The 19,929-nt window shown below is 56.8% G+C and carries 10 protein-coding genes; 9 read left to right on the top strand and 1 reads right to left on the bottom strand.

Annotated elements, in window-relative coordinates:
• The first annotated feature begins 52 nt into the window (after nucleotides 1–52).
• Nucleotides 53–697, top strand: a complete 645-nt coding sequence (locus tag FFH90_RS23200; RefSeq protein ID WP_007934054.1) for a hydrolase — start codon at nucleotides 53–55, stop codon at nucleotides 695–697.
• 114 nt (nucleotides 698–811) lie between these two features.
• Here FFH90_RS23200 and FFH90_RS23195 read toward each other — a convergent pair whose 3' ends face one another.
• A complete protein-coding gene (locus FFH90_RS23195) occupies nucleotides 812–2,110 on the bottom strand; it encodes a mechanosensitive ion channel family protein (protein WP_018926727.1) in 1,299 nt (432 codons plus the stop codon).
• Between the two features lie 193 nt (nucleotides 2,111–2,303).
• On the opposite strand from FFH90_RS23195, the gene FFH90_RS23190 reads away from it, so the two are divergent.
• The 8 genes from FFH90_RS23190 to FFH90_RS23160 all read left to right on the top strand — a co-directional run bounded on the left by FFH90_RS23190 (nucleotide 2,304) and on the right by FFH90_RS23160 (nucleotide 19,839).
• A complete protein-coding gene (locus FFH90_RS23190; RefSeq protein ID WP_007934066.1) occupies nucleotides 2,304–3,650 on the top strand; it encodes a DEAD/DEAH box helicase in 1,347 nt (448 codons plus the stop codon).
• 367 nt (nucleotides 3,651–4,017) lie between these two features.
• Nucleotides 4,018–5,724 carry a ShlB/FhaC/HecB family hemolysin secretion/activation protein gene (locus FFH90_RS23185; RefSeq protein ID WP_138866154.1) on the top strand — a complete coding sequence of 569 codons (1,707 nt, stop codon included), beginning with the start codon at nucleotides 4,018–4,020 and terminating at the stop codon, nucleotides 5,722–5,724.
• 24 nt (nucleotides 5,725–5,748) lie between these two features.
• On the top strand, nucleotides 5,749–17,292 hold the full coding sequence (locus FFH90_RS23180) for a filamentous hemagglutinin N-terminal domain-containing protein (RefSeq protein WP_138866153.1): 11,544 nt from the start codon (nucleotides 5,749–5,751) through the stop codon (nucleotides 17,290–17,292).
• A gap of 10 nt (nucleotides 17,293–17,302) precedes the next feature.
• Entirely contained in the window at nucleotides 17,303–17,770 is a 468-nt protein-coding gene (locus FFH90_RS23175; protein ID WP_138866152.1) for a hypothetical protein, read from the top strand.
• A gap of 135 nt (nucleotides 17,771–17,905) precedes the next feature.
• A complete protein-coding gene (locus tag FFH90_RS23170) occupies nucleotides 17,906–18,268 on the top strand; it encodes a hypothetical protein (protein WP_138866151.1) in 363 nt (120 codons plus the stop codon).
• 13 nt (nucleotides 18,269–18,281) lie between these two features.
• The gene (locus FFH90_RS23165) at nucleotides 18,282–18,740 is read left to right on the top strand and encodes a hypothetical protein (RefSeq protein ID WP_138866150.1); all 459 of its coding nucleotides are present in this window, start codon (nucleotides 18,282–18,284) and stop codon (nucleotides 18,738–18,740) included.
• Nucleotides 18,741–18,828: 88 nt separating this feature from the next.
• Complete coding sequence (locus tag FFH90_RS30060; protein WP_168206182.1) at nucleotides 18,829–18,981, top strand: hypothetical protein; 153 nt, start codon at nucleotides 18,829–18,831, stop codon at nucleotides 18,979–18,981.
• Between the two features lie 318 nt (nucleotides 18,982–19,299).
• Complete coding sequence (locus FFH90_RS23160) at nucleotides 19,300–19,839, top strand: transposase (RefSeq protein ID WP_306108679.1); 540 nt, start codon at nucleotides 19,300–19,302, stop codon at nucleotides 19,837–19,839.
• Nucleotides 19,840–19,929: the final 90 nt, after the last annotated feature.

Below are 19,929 nucleotides of genomic sequence, written 5' to 3'. Positions count from 1 at the left end.
AAGTGACTCACCCAATACTCATTAAACAAATCGACATCAAAAGGAACGCGCCATGTCTAACCGTGAATTGCTCAACCCAACCAACTCCGCCCTGATCCTGATCGACCACCAGCCGCAAATGGCGTTCGGCGTGCAGTCGATCGACCGTCAGACCCTGAAGAACAACACCGTGGGTCTGGCGAAGGCCGCGAAGATTTTCAACGTGCCGACGATCTACACCTCAGTTGAAACCGAAAGCTTCAGCGGCTTCATCTGGCCGGAGTTGCTGGCTGTTCACCCAGAGCAGAAGCCGATCGAGCGCACCTCGATGAACTCCTGGGAAGACAAGGCGCTGGTTGACGCGGTGAAAGCCACCGGCCGCAAGAAGCTGATCATTGCCGCGCTCTGGACTGAAGTCTGCCTGACCTTCCCGGCGCTGGAAGCCCTGGCTGAGGGCTACGAGGTGTACATCGTGACCGACGCGTCTGGCGGCACCACCAAAGAAGCTCACGACATGTCGGTGCAGCGGATGATTCAGGCAGGCGCGGTGCCGGTCACCTGGCAACAAGTGCTGCTGGAATACCAGCGTGACTGGGCACACAAAGACACTTACGAGGCGGTGATGGAACTGGTGCTGGAGCACAGCGGCGCGTATGGCATGGGCGTGGATTACGCCTACACCATGGTGCACAAGGCGCCGCAGCGTCAGGTCAAATAACACCGTTACCCTTGTAGGAGCATGGCTTGCCCGCGAAGGCGGAGTATCAGTCGATAACTATGTTGACTGACACTCCGCCTTCGCGGGCAAGCCATGCTCCTACAGGGGCGGTGTTTACATGATGTGTTTTTCCGGCTCCGGAATGTGGCTCGCGCCTAACATGGCCGGAAGCAATCCGGCCCTTAAGTCCCCGCCACTCGGCTGCTGATAAAGACTCAATCCGAACTCCGGCAGTACCGCCAGCAGATAATCGAAAATATCCCCCTGAATCCGCTCGTAATCCGCCCACGCCGTGGTGCGGGTGAAACAATAGATTTCCAGCGGAATCCCCTGCGCCGTCGTCTGCATCTGCCGCACCATGCAGGTCATGTTCTGCTGAACCTCCGGGTGACTTTTCAGATACGCCAGCGCATAGGCGCGGAAGGTGCCGATGTTGGTCATCCGCCGACGGTTGGCCGCCATCGCCGCGACGTTGCCCTGGGCTTCGTTCCAGGCCTTGAGCTCGGCTGTCTTGCGGCTCATGTAGTCGGTCAGCAAATGCACCTGGGACAGTTTCTGCTCTTCATCATCGCGAATGAACCGTACGCCGCTGGCGTCGATGAACAGGCTGCGCTTGATCCGGCGCCCGCCGGACTGCTGCATGCCGCGCCAGTTCTTGAACGACTCGGACATCAGGCGCCAGGTCGGGATCGACACAATCGTCTTGTCGAAATTCTGCACCTTGACCGTGTGCAAAGTGATGTCCACCACGTCACCGTCGGCACCGACTTGCGGCATCTCGATCCAGTCGCCGACCCGCAGCATGTCGTTGCTGGTCAGTTGTACGCTGGCGACGAACGACAGCAGGGTGTCCTTGTAGACCAACAGAATCACCGCCGACATGGCGCCCAGACCCGACAGCAGCAACAGTGGCGAACGGTCGATCAACGTGGCGACGATGATGATCGCGCCAAACACGAACAACACCATTTTCGCCAGTTGCACATAGCCTTTGATCGAGCGGGTGCGGGCGTGTTCGGTGCGGGCATAGATGTCCAGCAGGGCATTGAGCAACGCGCTGATGGACAGCACCAGGAACAGGATGGTGAACGCCAGCGCCACGTTGCCGAGGAAGTTCATGCTGGTCTTGCCCAACTCCGGCACCAGGTGCAGGCCGAACTGGATCACCAGCGATGGCGTCATTTGCGCCAGGCGATGAAACACTTTGTTGTGGCGAAAATCGTTGACCCAGTGCAACGCCGGCTGGCGGCCGAGCATTTTGGTGGCATGAAGAATGAGGTAACGCGCCACTCGTCCGAGCACCAGCGCCACCACCAGCAGCAACATCAGCGCGAGTGTGGAATGCAGGAGCGGGTGCTGATCAAGGGCACCCCAGAGGTCTTGGGCGTTGAGCCAGAGCTGTTTGATATCCATGAGTGAAAACGCTTCTTCTGTAGGGCGCGACGGGGCGATTAGAGCATTTAAGAGGTTGCGGATGACGTTTTGAGACAAATCAGGCAACAAAAAAGCCACTGTTTGCAGCCGTTTGTATAAAGAAACTCGGCCTTAGCGCTCGAAACCGTTACCCTATGCAGCTGTTTTTTTGTATTTCTTCGAGGTAGCACCCGTGTTTTCCCAATTCGCCCTGCACGAACGTCTGCTCAAAGCCGTGGCCGAGCTTAAATTTGTCGAGCCAACGCCTGTGCAAGCAGCGGCTATTCCGCTGGCGCTCCAAGGGCGTGATCTGCGGGTGACAGCGCAAACCGGCAGCGGCAAAACCGCAGCCTTCGTTTTGCCGATCCTCAACCGCTTGATCGGCCCGGCCAAAGTCCGCGTCAGCATCAAGACCCTGATCCTGCTGCCGACCCGCGAGCTGGCCCAGCAAACCATCAAGGAAGTCGAGCGCTTCGCGCAGTTCACTTTCATCAAGTCCGGCCTGATCACCGGCGGTGAAGACTTCAAGGTCCAGGCCGCCATGCTGCGCAAGGTGCCGGACATCCTGATCGGTACGCCGGGCCGGATGATCGAGCAACTGAACGCCGGCAACCTCGACCTCAAGGAAGTCGAAGTGCTGGTGCTCGACGAAGCCGACCGCATGCTCGACATGGGTTTTGCCGAAGACGTGCAGCGTCTGGTGGACGAGTGCACCAACCGCCAGCAGACCATGCTGTTCTCCGCCACCACCGGCGGTTCGGGCCTGCGTGAGATGATCGCCAAGGTCCTGAACAACCCTGAGCACTTGCAGCTCAACGCGGTCAGCCAGCTGAACGACACCACGCGTCAGCAAATCATTACCGCTGACCACAACCAGCACAAAGAACAGATCGTGAACTGGCTGCTGGCCAACGAGACCTATCAGAAGGCCATCGTGTTCACCAACACCCGGGCCATGGCCGACCGTATCTACGGCCGCCTGGTGGCACAGGAATACAAAGCGTTCGTCCTGCACGGCGAGAAAGACCAGAAAGACCGCAAACTGGCCATCGACCGCCTGAAGCAGGGCGGGGTGAAAATCCTCGTGGCCACCGACGTCGCCGCCCGCGGTCTGGACGTGGAAGGCCTGGACCTGGTGATCAACTTCGACATGCCGCGCAGCGGCGACGAATACGTTCACCGCATCGGTCGCACCGGCCGCGCCGGCAACGATGGCCTGGCCATCTCGCTGATCTGCCACGGCGACTGGAACCTGATGTCGAGCATCGAGCGCTACCTCAAGCAGAGCTTCGAGCGCCGCACCATCAAGGAAGTCAAAGGCACCTACGGCGGACCGAAAAAGGTCAAGGCCTCGGGCAAAGCCGTTGGTGTGAAGAAGAAAAAGGTCGACGCCAAGGGCGACAAGAAGAAAACCGGCGCCAAGGCCCCGACCAAGCGCAAAATCGCCAACCGCCCGAAGACCGACGCCCTGTCGCTGGTCAGTAAGGACGGCATGGCGCCATTGAAACGCCGTAAGCCGGAAGCGCCGGCGGCTGAATAAAGCGTCGTAGCGATCCAATAAAAACCCGGACAGTGTCCGGGTTTTTTTACGTCAAAAGATCGGAGCTCCTGCACGGAATTGGCGTTCATCCCGGAGCTGCCGAAGGCTCGGGCCGCGATCGGACGATCTTTTGATCTTGCTGTTTAGCTCTCGGCTTTTTTCTCTGCGGACTACAGCGCCTTGGTGTTGTGAGCATTTTTCTACACCACATCAGGAAACGTCCTGCGCTCTCATCGGAAGCGCCCGATTTAGCCATTACAAGTCATCCCTTAACCTCCTCGAATGAATCCATTCATTGACGTCAAAATAGTGGCCATCTAATATCGCGCCACTATTGTGCTATCACTCTCCATTCGAGGGATCGAACATGTATCCACCCGCCCTCGTGGCGAGGTTGTGCCTGGCTTTGCTGTGCCTTTCTCCGCTGAATCTTGCTCACGCTGCCCCCACCCCCGGTGAAACCGATCTGATCCGCGAACGTCAGGATCGCTTGCTCGACGAGCAGCGTCGGCGTCTCGAGGAGCTCAAGGAATTACCCGGCAAGGCAGCCCAACCCGCGCCCGCGACGGCCCCGGCCGACGCCCGTTGTTTCCCCATCAAGGACATCGAGCTCAAAGGCGCCGACAGTCTTTCGGACGGCGAGAAAAATCGCCTGCTCAAGCCTTACATCGGCCAGTGCCTGGGCGTTACACAGCTCAACGAGTTGCTGAAAGTCATCACCGATCACTACATCGAAAAAGGCCTGGTCACCAGCCGTGCCTACTTGCCGCAGCAGGATTTGTCCGGCGGGCATCTGAAGGTGCTGGTGGTCGAGGGCCGGCTCGAAGGGTTGAAGGGCGCGGAGGGCAGCCAGCTGTCGGAGCGCGAACTGGGGATGGCTTTTCCCGGCAGGAGCGGGGAGCTGGTCAATCTGCGGGAAATCGAGCAGATGGTGGATCAGCTCAACCGCTTGCCGTCGAATCAGGCGCAGATGGAGTTGTCCCCGGGCAAGAACGTCGGTGGCAGCGAGGTGCTGGTCAAGAACACCCCGCAGAAGCCGTGGCGTGTCGGTTTGTCGCGCAGTAACGACGGCCAGCGCAGCACCGGCGAGCAGCAGTGGGGCACGACGTTTGACTGGGACAGCCCGCTGGGCCTGGCCGATCAGTTGATGCTGCGCGGCGGTCATGATGCGGTGAGCGATCACCTGCACACCTCCAACAACGCGCTGCTCAATTACAGCGTGCCGTGGGGCTGGTGGAACTTCAGTTACACCTACAGCCAGAGCGAGTACCGCTCGCAAGCCCAGGCCAACGGTTTCAATTTCAAGCAGACCGGCGACAGCGAAAACCATCAGTTGCGCGCCGAGCGGGTGATCCATCGCGACGCCCTGAGCAAGACCTCCCTCAGCACCGGTCTCTCGTACCTGCGCACCAACAACTTCATCGAAGACAGCAAGCTCAAGCTGAGCAGCAACCGCATCAGCGAAGCGCAGTTCGGCATCAACCACGGTCGGCGGGTCGGCAGTGCCTTCGTCAACCTCGACCTGGGCATGCAACAAGGCATCGGCGCGTTCGACGCCCAGGGTAACGGTGATCCGGGCCCCGGCGAGCCGAACGCGCGTTACCGCAAATACACCGCCACCGCGAGTTATCTGCAGCCGTTCAAGCTGTGGGGCGAGTCCTTCAGTTTCAGCAGCCTGATGACCGGCCAGCGCAGTGAAGACGTGCTGTTCAGCCCGCAACGCACCAGCCTCGGAGGGCTGTCTTCGATCCGTGGTTACAAGGACCAGTCCTTGTCCGGCGACAGCGGCGGCTACTGGCGCAACGACCTGCGCTGGAGCCGCCCGGTCACCCTGGAATGGCTGCGCCCGGTGTTCGCCGAATACGGCACCAGCCTCGGTTACGACCAGGGTGTGATCCGTGGCGACCGCTATAACGGCGATCAGCACGGGCGCATGTCCAGCGATTCCGTGGAGTTGTTTGCCCGGGGTCAGCATGTGGCCGCCAGCGTGACTTTTGCCCATTCCCTGGAACGCCCTGACGTGCTGACCGAGCGCGAAGCGCCGATCTATTTCCGCCTGGATTTCTTCCTCTAATTTCGCTGCATCGGGACCTTTCACATGGACGTTCGCCACTACGCTTTTCTCGCTCGCCAACCTTCTGCCGCCGTGAAAACCCGCGAGCACTTCCTGGGCATGCCCAAGCGCGGACTGGCGTTCCTGTTGGCCAACGTCATGTTCTGGCAACCGATGTGGGCTCAGGCCGACGGGATCGTGGTGGCCACGCCCGGCACCAGCCTCGGTCAGGCGGGCAATGGCGTGCCGATCGTCCAGATCGCCACGCCCAACGGCACGGGCCTGTCGCATAACCAGTTCCACGATTACAACGTCGGCAGCCAGGGGGTGATCCTCAACAACGTCGCCGCGCAGACCGGCGCGACGCAACTGGGCGGGATCATTGTCGGCAACCCGAACCTGACCAACGGGATCGCGGCGCAAACCATCCTCAACGAAGTGGTCGGCGGCAGCCCCAGCCAGTTGCGCGGCTACACCGAAGTGGCGGGGCAGTCGGCGCGGGTGATCGTCGCCAACCCCTACGGCATCAGCTGCAACGGCTGCGGCTTCATCAATACCCCGCGCGTGACGTTGACCACCGGCAAGCCGGTGCTCGACGGTAGCGGTCGCCTCGATCGCTTCCAGGTCGATCAGGGCAGCGTCACCATCGACGGCGCCGGGCTCAACGCCAACAACGTCGACCAGTTTGAAATCATCACCCGCAGCGCGAAGATCAACGCCGAGATCCAGGCGAAAAACCTGACCATCGTTGCCGGTCGCAACGACGTCAACGCCGACAGCCTCAACGCCACTGCCCGTGCCGATGACGGCAGTGCCAAGCCGCAACTGGCGATCGACTCCTCTGCGTTGGGCGGCATGTACGCCGGGGCGATCAAACTGGTCGGCACCGAAGCCGGGGTCGGGGTGAAACTCGACGGCAACCTGGCCGCCAGCGGTGGTGATATCCAGCTCGACGCCAACGGTCATCTCAGTCTCGCGCAAACGTCGGCCACGGGCGCCGTGAACGTCAAAGCCGCCAGCCTTGATGCGCGCGGTCCGGTCTATGCCGGTACGGCGCTGAACGTGCAAACCCAAGGCAACCTGACCAACCAGCAAACCCTCGCCGCCCGGGACAGCATCGCGCTGACGGCCGGCGGTGTGCTGACCAACAACGGCATCATCGAAGCCGGGGTCAACGCCGACACCAGCCGCAATGCCAGCGGCGACGTGAGCCTGAATGCGCAGAACCTCAACAACCTCGGCAAAAGCGTGGTGGCCAGCCGCAACCTGACGGTCAACACCGCGCAGGCATTGAATAACCAGGGCGGCACGTTGAGCTCCGCGAAAACTGCCAACATCACCGTCGGGACTCTGGACAACCAGAACAACGGCCGGGTGCTGAGCAGTGGTGCGCTGAACGTCACGGCTAACCAAATTCTCAACACCAAGGGAGTGATCAACAGCACGGGCAATTTGACGGGCACGATCGGTCAGCTGAACAACAGCAACGGTGAAATTTCCAGTGCCAGCATCACTCGGCTTAATGCGACCACACTGATCAACCGCAGCGGCCAGATCCTGGGAGACCTGGGTTTGAATATTGACCTCAGCGGGGCACTGGATAACCGCGACGGTGTATTGGGTTCAGGCAAGAGCATGGATCTCAAAGCCGCCAGCCTCGACAACCGCGACGCTGGTGTGGTGGTCAGCGACGGCAACCTCACCGCACGCATCAGCGGTTTGCTGGATAACCAGAACACCGGTGAAATCAGCGCCAAGGGCGCCATCGATGTACGTAGCGGTAGCCTCGACAACCGCGGTGGCAAAGTCACCGGTAAAGATACGCTGACAGTCAGCAGCGCTTCCGCCGATAACCGTGGCGGGGTGATCCAGGCCGACAAACAGTTGAAACTGCAAATCGGCCAACTGGATAACCGCGACAAAGGCTTGATCAGCGGCAAGGCCGGTATTGCCTATGACGGTATTCGTCTGGACAACAGTGACGGGTTGCTCAGTGCCGTGGGACCGGTGACCCTCAAGGCCGATGAGGTGCAGAACGGAGTGGGGCGAATCTCCAGCCAGGGTGACCTCACTGCCACCATCGGCCTGCTGCAACAACAAGGTGGGGCACTGGTCGCCCAAGGCAACCTGAGCCTCACCGGCACGACCCTTGATAACCGCAATGGCGGACTGGTTGGCACCACTAAAGCGCTGGCACTGAAGGTCGACGACATCGACAATCGGGCCGGCGAACTCTCCAGCAGCCTGCTGCTGAACATCGAAAGCCAGCACCTGGACAACAGCGACGGAGGGAAAATTCTCGCCGCTACCGATCTGAAATTGGCCGTTGCCAAACTGATCAACCAGAACAAAGGCCTGATCGTCACCAAGGGCGCGACGACTCTGACCGGTACCACGCTGGATAATACCGGCGGCACCTTCAACAGCCTCAAGGGGTTGGTGATCACCCTCGACGATGCCTTGCTCAATGGGCAGGGGCTGATCAGCACCGAAGGAACGCTGACCGTCAACGCGGCCAGCCTCGACAACAGCGCCGGTAGCCTGAGCAGTGCCGGTGCGCTGTCCGTGAGCAGTCGTGGCGCCTTGCTCAACGTGGGGGGCTCGATCAGCACCGACGCCACTTTGACCCTTGAAAGCGCCAGCCTGGATAACAGCCAGAAAGGCCTGATATCCGGCAAAGATACTACTCGCGTCGTCACGGGCAACGTGGATAACAGCCAGGGCGGCCGCCTCATCAGCGGCACCACCCTGGACCTCACCGCCAAGCAAGTCAACAACGCCACCGGACGGATTGCCAGCAAGCAAGCGTTGACCGCCTCGGTCACCGGGCTTGATCAACAGGGCGGTGAACTGTTCAGCCAAACCAGACTGAGCCTGGACCTGAACAACGGTCAACTGAACAATCAGGGCGGTCTGATCAACGCGCCGTTGCTGATGTTGAAAAACCTCAAGGACGTCAACAACCAGAGCGGTGAAATCTCCAGCGCTCAAGCCTTCACACTGGCTGCTCAGAACCTCGACAACAGCAACGGCAAATTGCTGAGCAATCAGGGTCTGACCCTGCGCATCGCGCAAGCCCTGAACAACCTCAAAGGCGTGATTTCCGCCGCGTCCATCGATAGCCATAGCGACAGCCTCAACAACAACGAAGGCTTGATCAGCAGCCACGATCGGCTGGAACTCACCACCGACAAAACACTGGAGAACCAGCAAGGCTCGATCATCGCTGACGGTGAACTTCTGCTCACTGCTGACACCCTGGACAACCGTGGCGGCGATATTGCCGGCAAGGCCGACTCCACTGTTCAGGTCAAAACTCTGAATAACCAGCAAGGCAAGTTGATCACCACCGGTGTGCTCAAGCTGACCGCCGACACCCTCGACAACCGCCAGAGCGGTTTGTTGGGGTCCACCAAAGCCATGACCTTGACCGTCGATGACCTCGATAACCGCGGCGGTGAAGTCAGCACCAACGCCGATTTGTCGTTCACCGGCACAAAACTCGACAACAGCGATGGCGGCCGGATTTTCACCGGTCAGGCACTGACCCTCAACGTTGACCAGTTGCTCAACCGTAACAAAGGCCTGCTCAGCGCCACCACCGCGCTTAACCTGCAAGGGCGTCTGCTGGATAACAGCGGCGGCAACCTGCTCAGCGTGCAGAACATGCACTTGAACCTGACTGGCGCATTCGACAACAGCCAGGGCCAGGTCAGCAGTGAAGAGACGTTGACCGTCAACACCACGCAACTGACCAACACCCAGGGCAGTCTTTCCAGCGCGGCCGATATGAAGCTCACCAGCGACGGCAGCGTCAGCAACCAGGGCGGTGCACTGGTCACCGATGGCGCGCTCACGCTCACCAGTGCCAGCCTCGACAACCGCCAGCAAGGCAGCATCAGCGGTAAAGGCGCAGTGACGGTCACCACCGGCGCGTTCGATAACAGCCAGGGCGGCCGACTCAACAGCGCCAGCACCCTGAACCTCGTCGCGGGTCAGGTCACCAACCAGGACGATGGTCGTATCGGCAGCCAGGGTGTCTTGACCGCGTCGGTCACCGGGCTGGATCAGCAGGGTGGCAAGCTGTTCAGCAACAGCAGCCTCAGCCTGGACCTGAATAACGGCCAACTGAACAACCAGAACGGCTTGATCAATGCCCCCGGCACCTTGCTGCTCAAGCAACTCAAGGGTGTCAACAACCAGGGCGGTGAAATCTCCAGCGCCGAAGCCTTCACGCTGACCGCGCAAAGCCTGGACAACAGCAACGGCAAACTGCTGAGCAATCAGGGCCTGATCCTGCGCATCGCCAACGCGCTGGACAACGTCAAGGGCCTGATCGGCGCTGCGTCCCTCGACGCACGCACCGCCAGCCTGAACAATAGCGGCGGTAGCCTGACCAGCCGTGGCGACCTCGAACTGACTGTCGACGGTTTGTTGCGCAACGATGCCAAGGGCCTGATCAACGCAGCTCAATTACTCAAAGTCGGCAGCGCTGACTTCAATAACCAGAGCGGCACCGTGCTCGGCGCCAGTGCCGTCATCCTCAACGCCATGGCACTGAACAACCGCGATAGCGGGTTGATCAACAGCCAGGGCAATCTGACCCTGACGGCCACCAGCCTGGACTCCAGCAACGAGGGCGAAGTCTCGGCCAAGGGCGACATCGACCTGACCCTGACGTCCTTGACCCAGAACGGGGGACGCCTGCTCGGCGAAAAAGCCGTCACCGTGGAGCTGGCCAACGGCGACTTGGATAATCGCAACGGCCTGCTCATGGCCAAGGGGCCACTGACCCTCAAGCACCTGCGCGATCTCAACAACCAGAACGGCGAAATCTCCAGTAACCTCGGTTTCGATGTGATTGCCTGGGCCGTGGATAACAGCGCCGGCAAGCTGATCAGCAGTCAGCTACTGACCGTCAACGGCACCAGCCTGGTCAACCAGAAGGGGTTGATCTCCGGCTGGCAGGGACTGACCGTTAACGGCGACAGCCTCGATAATCGCGACAACGGCACGCTCTCGAGCAGCAACGGTGATGTTGCCGTGGACCTCAAGGGTGTCTTGCTCAACAGCGATGCCGGGGCATTGGTCAGTCAGGGCAGCCTGAGCGTCAAATCAAAGAGCCTGGATAACAGTAACAAAGGCATTCTCAGCAGCGCGGCGGGGCAGACCCTCACCCTGAGCGAATCCCTCAACAACAACCTGGGCGGCCTGATCAACAGTGGCGCCGCACTGGACATCACCACCGGCGTTTTGACCAACGCTGGCGGCACGATCAATGCGCAACAGGCGATCAATGCCACGGCCACCGGCCTGGACAACACCGCCGGGACCATCGCCGGCAATGGCGCAGTGACGCTGGATCTGCTCGGTGCATTGACCAACACCAGCGGCAAACTGGTCGGTGCCGGTCCGGTGCTGATCAAGGGTGTTACCGACCTCGCTAACCAGAACGGCCAACTCGCCAGCCAAAGTACGCTGACCCTCCTGACCGGGTTGCTGGACAACAGCAACAACGGCACCCTCGCCGCCAAGGACGCCTTACAGATCACCGCCAGCGGCGCGGTACGCAACGACGCCAACGGTTTGATCTACAGCCAGAACGCCGGCCTGAACTTGCAAGCCGCCAGCATGGCTAACGGCAAAGGCGTGATTCAGACCCAGAACGGCCTGACCCTCGACGTCAGTGGCGACCTCGATAACCAGAGCGGCAAGGTCATTGCCCAGAACGGTGTCGTGACCGTCAAAGCCGCCAACATCGACAACCGCGGTGGCGTGCTGTCGAGCATCAAAGGCGCCCTTGAAGCGCGAACCGTCGGCGTACTGCGCAACGGTTACGACCTCAACAACAACCGCCAGGGCGGGATCATTCAAGCCCAGGGCCTGACGTTGTCGGCACTGGCCGGTCTGGACAACAACGGCGGACGGATCTCGGCACAAGCCACTGATGCGAGCATCACTACCGCCGCGCTCGACAACCGCAATGGCGTGCTCTACGCCAAGGGCCTGGTCGGTGTGACGGGCACCCGTCTGGATAACAGCGACGGTCAGATTGCGGGTAACCGCATCGACCTCAGCCTCAGCGGCGCCCTGAACAACCGCGACGGTATCGTCGAAAGCGACACCACGCTGACGGTAAAAGCCGCCAGCGTCGATAACCAGACCGGTCGGCTTCGCTCCCTGGGCAGTGCCGACAAGACCAGCTTCCAGATCGGCGGTTTGCTGGACAACCGCAATGGCGTGCTAGAGACCGCCAACACCGACCTGACCTTGGCCGTTGGCAGCTTTTTGAATGCCGGGGGCAAACTCAATCACGTTGGTCGTGGCCGGTTTGATATCTCCACCGCCAACGTCATTGGCGCCGGAGGCGGCATCACCACCGCCGGTACCCTGGATCTGAATGCTGATACCTGGACCAACTCCAGCGTCATCCAGGCCGGGCGCTTGAACGTCAACGTCAACAATTTCAGTCAGACTGCCAGTGGCCAGTTGCTGGCCTCTGACTACCTGCAGGCGCGTGGCGGTAACTGGACCAACAATGGCCTGATCGCCAGTGATGGTGTCATGGATATGCAGTTGGGCGGCAGTTACAGCGGCAACGGGCGGATGTCGAGTCTGGGCGCTCTTACGCTGACCGCTGCGCAACTGAACCTGAACGCAGCCTCAAGCATTGCCGGAGGTGGTGACTCCATCGTCAAGATTGGTGGACAACTGACCAACGCCGGGCGGTTGACTTCCAATGCCAATCTGACCGTCGAAGCCGGTAGCCTGAACAACACCGGAGCACTGGGGGCCGCTCAAAACCTTGACCTTAAAACTCCGTCGCTGCTCAATGATCGCGGGCTGATCTTCAGCGGTGCCGACATGACACTGAGCGTCGGCAACTTCATCAACCAGAACGGCGACCTGTACGGTCTGGGCAATGTCGTCGTCAAAGGATTCGGCGGGGCGGCCCAGGCCAGCCAAGTCTCGAACATCTCCGGCTCCATGGAGAGCGGCCGCACATTCACACTCAGCGCCGGATCCTTCACCAACCGTACTTCGGGCGACGACGGTACGCAGAACTTTGGCCTGACGCGTACCCTGGTTTCCGGTTTCCTGGCGGTGCAATGTGGCGATTGCAGTGGCGACCACTACGACGTCAATTACATTGCCCGGGAAGTTTTCGAAGGTGGGCAGGACAGCGACACAACGGCGTCCGCCTTGCTGACCGCGGGCGGTGACTTTGTCTTCAACGGTGGCGACTTCCTCAACAGCAAAAGCACCGTCAGTGCGACCGGCAACATCACCATCAATGCCAACAACCTGAGGAACATTGGTGCAGTTAGCGGCAGTATCGAGCGCACGCGCATCTATCGGACCGGCTCCGTCACCGACGGAACGGTCAATCGCTTCATGCCGCAGGTGGTGGCATACAACCAGCGCAACAACCCGGATTTCCCGAACCTCTACTACATCGACGGTTCTGGAGGTTTTAGTTTAGGTACCGCTTTCTCTGCCACAGGCCGTGAGCCCGGCCATGATGGCGGCCTGATTGAAAAGGTCGTGGTCAAAGACGCCGTAACGAATCAGGTGGTGACCAATACCCTCTCGGGGTATTCCTACGGCTCTACCAGCCCGCAATCCCTATACGACCGCAACAACCTGGTGGAACTGCCGACCGGCCTGCAGAACTACACCCTGGTCAGTGACATTGAAACGGCACGCGATGGCAGCAGCGTAAGCGCCGGGCGCAATGCCGTCATCCAGGCCGGCGGCAACGTCTCGATCACTGCTGCCCAGGACCTGCAGAACAGTGTCATCCACCAGGACTACGGTTCCACCGGTGGCACCAATAAAGTCGCGGACACCAAGGCGAGCGGTACCGGCACCACGGTCATCAGGCTCAACAGCCAACTGCCACCCGATCTCGCCCAGCAGCAAGTCAACCCGCTGACATTGCCGGGCTTTAGTCTTCCCACCGGGGAGAACGGCCTGTTCCGTCTGAGCACTCAGGACACGAGCGACGTCGTACCGGGTACAGTCACCGCCCAGCCGCCGGGTTGGACGGTGGGCGGTGAAAACGTCAGCACGCAGGGACACGTGGTCGCCGCTAGCAGCGGTGGTGGCCCTCGCAACTTGCTGGTAGACACCCCGGCGATCCTCTCCAGCAATGATCACGCCGTAGACCCGGTCACGCACCTACCGACGGTGACTGCCGGCGTCGCCAGCACACTCGACGCTTCCGTGACGTCGGTCGCTCCTCGCAGAGGCGGACTCGGCAACGACAGCAAGTCCACGACCGTCATTCGTCCCCTGACTCGCGTCACCGGCCTGCCGGACGTCAAAGCGCCGGCCAACGGCCACAAATACCTGATCGAAACCAATCCGATACTCACCAACCTCAAGCAATTCATGAGTTCGGACTACCTGCTGAGCAACCTCGGCTACGACCCGGACACCAGCGCCAAACGCCTGGGCGACGGCCTCTACGAACAGCGCCTGATCCAGCAAGCGGTCGTCGCTCGCACTGGCCAGCGCTACATCGACGGCCAAACCACCGACGAAGGCCTGTTCAAGTACCTGATGAACAACGCCATCGCCAGCAAGGACGCACTCAATCTATCGGTGGGTGTCAGCCTCACGTCTCAGCAAGTCGCGGCGCTGACCCATGACATCGTCTGGCTCGAAGAGCACGAAGTGAACGGCGAAAAAGTCCTGGTGCCGGTGTTGTATCTGGCACAGGCCGAAGGCCGCCTCGGTCCCACCGGGGCGCTGATTGCAGGCAAGGACGTGACGCTGATTGCGGGTCAGAACCTCGATAACGTTGGTACATTGCGCGCCACCGATAACCTGTCGGCGACGGCGGGCAAGGACTTGGTCAACAGCGGTCTGATTCAGGCGGGTAATCGTCTGGATGTGCTAGCCGGTAATGACGTCATCAACAAGTCGGGCGGCATTCTTGCGGGTCGTGACGTGAGCGTGACGGCAACCAGAGGTGATGTGCTCAACGAACGGACCATCACATCGTCGGACAGCAGTACCCGCTTTGGCACCCAGCATCACGACTACGCCGACAACGCCGCGCGCATCGAGGCGGCCAATGACCTCACCGTGAAGGCGGGGCAAGACATCAACATTGTCGGTGGTGTCATGCAAAGCAGTCGGGACATGAGCCTGAATGTAGGACGAGACCTCAATGTGGTCTCGACGCAGGTCACCAACAGTGTGTTCAAGGATAGCAATCACAACAGCAGCGACATCACCCAACTGGGCGCCAGCATCAGCGCCGGACGTGACCTGTCGGCCGATGCAGGGCGTGATATCAACGTCATCGCCAGCCAGATCGATGCCAAGCGCAACATCGCCATGACGGCGACCGACAATCTGACCATCAGATCGGCTGCGGATGAAGAACACTTCCTGTCCAAAAGTAAAAAACTCACGGTTCAGGAAGACCATATAAGCCAAGTCATGAGTGAAATCACAGCGGGCGGCAACGTAGTATTGAATTCTGGTCAGAATCTCACAGCAATCTCCAGCCGCATCACTGCAGGTGATGAGGCGTACCTTGCTGCGGGCGGTAATCTTCAATTACTGGCTGCGCAAGATACCGATTACTCGTTATACGACATGAAGAAGAAGGGTAGTTGGGGGAGTAAAAAAACTCAGCGTGATGAGGTCACTCAGATCACAAATATCGGTACTCAGATCAAGACCGGTGGAAACCTGACACTGTTTAGTGATGGAGATCAACGGTATCAGGGCGCGCGACTTGAAAGTGGAAAGAACCTTACGCTGGAGAGTGGTGGATCCATTCTTTTTGAGGCAGTAAAAGATTTAAGAAAAGAAAGTCATGATAAAAGCAATTCCAATATGGCTTGGTATTCTATGGAAGGAAAAGGGACGACCGACGAAACATTCATGCAAAGTGTTTTGCTCGCGCAAGGTGAGCTGGCAATAAAGGCGGCAGGCAAGATAACCATTGATATAAAGGATATTAATAAGAAAACGGTAAGCGAGACGATTGATGCGATGGTATCTGTCGAGCCCGGGTTGGCATGGATTAAGCAGGCCGATCTGGAAGGGAAGGTTGATTGGCGACTGGTTAAGGAAATACACGAAAGTTGGAAGTATAAGAATGCAGGTTTGGGGGCTGCGTCGGCACTTATCATTGCAATTGTTGCGAGTATGTTTCTTGGGCCATTAGCTGGCGCTATTGCAACCAACTTCACGGTGGGTACAGTCAATAATGGCGGTGATATTGGAGCAGGGCTAAAGGCAACGATTAGTGAAGATGCCATCAAAGGTTATGCGACACAATGGATGACAGGTTATGCCCTAAACGGGATTGATAGCATGGTGAGTGGGTGGAGTACGGACGGCGCATTGATCCTTAATGTTGGCGGTGTCGCAAATCCGGGCTATTCATCAACGATGTTGAATTGGAGTACTGTCACACAGAACATATTGCGGAGCACCACCCACGCGCTTGTTGCTAGTAGTATCGGTACGGCAATTAACGGTGGAAGCTTTAAGGAATCGCTTGTCTCCTCTCTGGTTTCGGAAGGGCTCGATCTTACAGCGGCCTTCGGTAATAAACAGTTGGGCGACCTTGCTAAGTATCTCGACGTTGACCCAGGATCTGCTGAAAAAATATTGATGCATGCCCTCTTGGGAGGAGCGCTTTCTGCTGCGCGGGGAGGTGATTTCAAAACGGGCGCTCTTGCCGCCGCTGCAGTGGAAGGACTGAATGCAATTGCCACCGATACGTTGGGTAAATATCTGGACTCGCGGTTTGCTACAGATGATCAATTCAAGGTAGGTACAGCACAAATTATTGGGGTTTTGGCGGCTACTATAACTGGTGGCGATCTATCGGCCGGAAGCTGGGTTGCGGGAAATGCCGAACGATATAACCAACAACTTCACCGTGAAGCTGCAGCACGCCTGCAACAAGGTTTTGAGATATTGCATGCGGAAGGAAAGTTTCTGGATTTGCAACCGCAAGATGTTCTGAATGACCTGCAAAAAATCGTTGATGGAGAAAAAGACCCTTCCAAACTTAATCCAAAAGTTGTCGCTTTCCTGAACCAGTTTCCTCCCGCGATGTTGCGAGATTTGTTCTTGGAGCCTACACAAACTGAACGGCTCATTCAGTTGGGAATAGAAATCGGGTTTCCATCAGTAACAGGTAAAGGGAAAGCGGCAGTGACCATTGGTGAAAAGATCACCAATGAAGTGATGCAGGCGCTTGAGACAAAGTATGGGGTTGACCTTGCAAAGAATATGGGTAAGGAGTTAGCTACATTCGCTCAACTAAAAACCGCGTTAACGTCGGCTCAGGATGCTTACAAGGGTACCACCGTTGTTGGACACGCTCTGTCCAAGCACGCTGGCAGAAACCCGGATATATGGGGCAAGGTCACGGGCTCAATGAAGACCTGGAATGAGCAGGCAATGATGCACTTACGTGAGATAACACGCGCTCCTGGAAATTTTTTGCCGGTAACGACGGAGAAAGGACAGACCTTTCTTGAAAAAAGGCTGGCGGATGGGCGGGGTGTCAGATTGAATATGGATGGTACATTCAAGGGGTTTATTGATTGACGGAGGCAGTATGGCTGGTTTGCTAGAGATTGTATTTGAGGATGTCACGCAGGAAGTGATGTTGCCCTTCCTGGAGAGAGTGGTATCTGATGCCGAGTCGGTAGTTAGTGCTGAGTGTTCAGAAGATTTTTGGGTCTGGAAAAATGGTCAAATACAACTCGATGCAATCAGCGCGGCGATTGAATTTGATGAGGATCTGAGTGTGCTTGTCAATGTTCGGGGGCTGAGATTTATGGGGGTGATTGTAAATTCGGCACTCATTCGGGTTCTTAAATATCAAGGTAAGTTTGATCTTGATATAAGCTTTGATGAGCATGATTTTTGGTTGTGCGGCGTCGGTGCTGTCAACGCTTTGCTTGCATACTCGAAAGCGGCAGCTAAAAAATTTGAGTTTGTTAGTTGCTACTTTGGAATGGAGCCGGCCTCGGATGAGGCTACACGGTTTTTTACTAATGATATTTTAGGTCCGTTGAAGTGAAATAACAAAACAGGGACGGAAAGGGGGCGGATTTATTATTGTTAATTTTCGAGTAAATAAATCTGTCCCCTTCTTTTGTCGGATAAACCTGGTCTGTCCCAGGTTTCCATTTCATGTGTTGCCGCAAGCTGTAAAATGGCCGCAAATCTGGCAGATACACCTGAGGCTTATATTAGACAGGCAATTTTGATGGAGTCGGATGGTGCATTTCTTTCTAACGTTCCGAATGGTTTGAAGGATCTTGGTTTCACTGGAACTGCCACATATTCCGGTGACATAACGGTACAGGCGATTAAAGCCGCTACCGAAAATGGTGCGTCAGTGATTGTTAATGTGAGAACCGAGTTGGGTGGGCTTCACGCGATTGTCGTCGACTCAGTTGAGAGCGGGGTGGTGGGGATTCGGGATCCTTGGCCACTGGGTGTGGGATCAACATATTCTGTACCTGCAATCGCATTAGAAGGGATTCTTAACGGTGGCGTAATTGTCCATCCATAGGTGAATAAATATTATGCAGAAGAAATGTGATTTATATTTATGTGGTCCGGTGGATGCGTCGCGACTTAAAATGCTACGTTTGTTTGATAATGATTTTGCTTGCGAAGATGGCAAGGTGTTTAGTGGTTATTTATTTGTAAGTGTTAATAGGGTAAAGCTTGTGGCGGTAGTGTCTGCTCTGCGGCAAAAGCAGATATTATGTTTCAGTGTTCCCGTCGAATATCGAGAAGGTGAGATTTCATTTGAGATAGCATTTGAAATAGCAAAAAAATATTCTGCAGAGCAAGGTGTAGTAGTAGGAGTGAGAGATCAATCGCAATGTCCACCTCTTTTTTGGTCTTTTAGTTTGAGCTCTGTCGGTCATGGGGAGAAAAAAGCAGGTGGGATGCTTATGGTTGATCGCTTGGATGGTCATATTTGGGGGCTTGATGAATATGAAGAATATATGTATGACTACAATAATATTTTCTAAGTGGTAATGTGTATAAATACCTAAAGGGATACCTAATGGGCGTCCCCTTTTTCTCAAGCAAGTGGCTGGCTTGGAGAGGAGACGTTAAATGAGCGCGATTTTTGTTCCGAATATAGAAGCTGAATTGGTTTCAGAGATAAGCGCCGCTGGCTTTCAGTTGGGTGATTCTCTTCTGTCTGTGATGAAGTTAATTGGTCCGGTTATTTGGTATGAAGCGGACGCCGGTATACACGATGCATAGGAAAGGGGACGGATTTATTTGTTTGGCTCGTGCGGTGGCTAGGAAATAAATCCGTCCCCTTTTACTCCATAGCAGAATATTCAGTGCCAAATCTTAAGAGGCTTTACTTGCTGAAAAAAACGGGGAGTTTAGAGTGATTGAGGTACGGGAGAAACGGGGACAGACCACGTTTATCCTGAGAATGGCAGAAAATGGGGGCAGACTACGTTTTCTGTGTCGCACTTTAGCGATATGAAATAGTGTGAAATAGATAGGGAGATTATTTTTCGTAGGATTGACTAAGTTATTGGCATCATTAATTGTGAACGGATTCACCATATGCCACGCAGAGCACGTCTCTTGATGCCAGGTGTCCCCTTGCATCTGATTCAACGAGGAAATAATAGATCAGTTTGCTTTTTTTCAGAGGATGATTACCTTTTTTATTTAGAGCTGCTTGCTGAGCAGGCCAACAAAAAATCGTGTGAAATTCACGCATGGTGTCTTATGACTAATCATGTCCATTTGTTGATTAGCCCTCATGAGCACAGCAGTACCAGCTCGCTTATGAAAGGAATAGGGCAACGATATGTGCAATACATAAATCGTACATATGGGCGTAGTGGGACTTTATGGGAAGGACGCTTCCGTTCGTGCCTTGTTCAAAGTGATAATTATGTATTGGCCTGTTATCGCTACATTGAGATGAATCCTGTCAGAGCCAAAATGGTGACGCATCCTGCGGAATATCGTTGGTCGAGTCATCGTGCTAACGCACAATCAGAGTTTTCGGATCTCATTACCCCGCATGCTCAGTACCCATCGCTTGGGGACACAGATGTATCGACTGCTGAAGTCTATCAAGCGAGTTGGAGATAGGATTGGTTGACCAGATTCGGGCTGCCACCAATGGCAACTATGTACTTGGTGATTCGCGATTTGCAGCCGAAATTGAAGCTATGATTGGGC

The organism is Pseudomonas sp. ATCC 43928 (assembly GCF_005938665.2).
Taxonomy (GTDB): Bacteria; Pseudomonadota; Gammaproteobacteria; order Pseudomonadales; family Pseudomonadaceae; genus Aquipseudomonas.
Note: the sequence above shows the minus strand (reverse complement) of the source record. Positions and strands in the feature narration are given on the sequence as shown.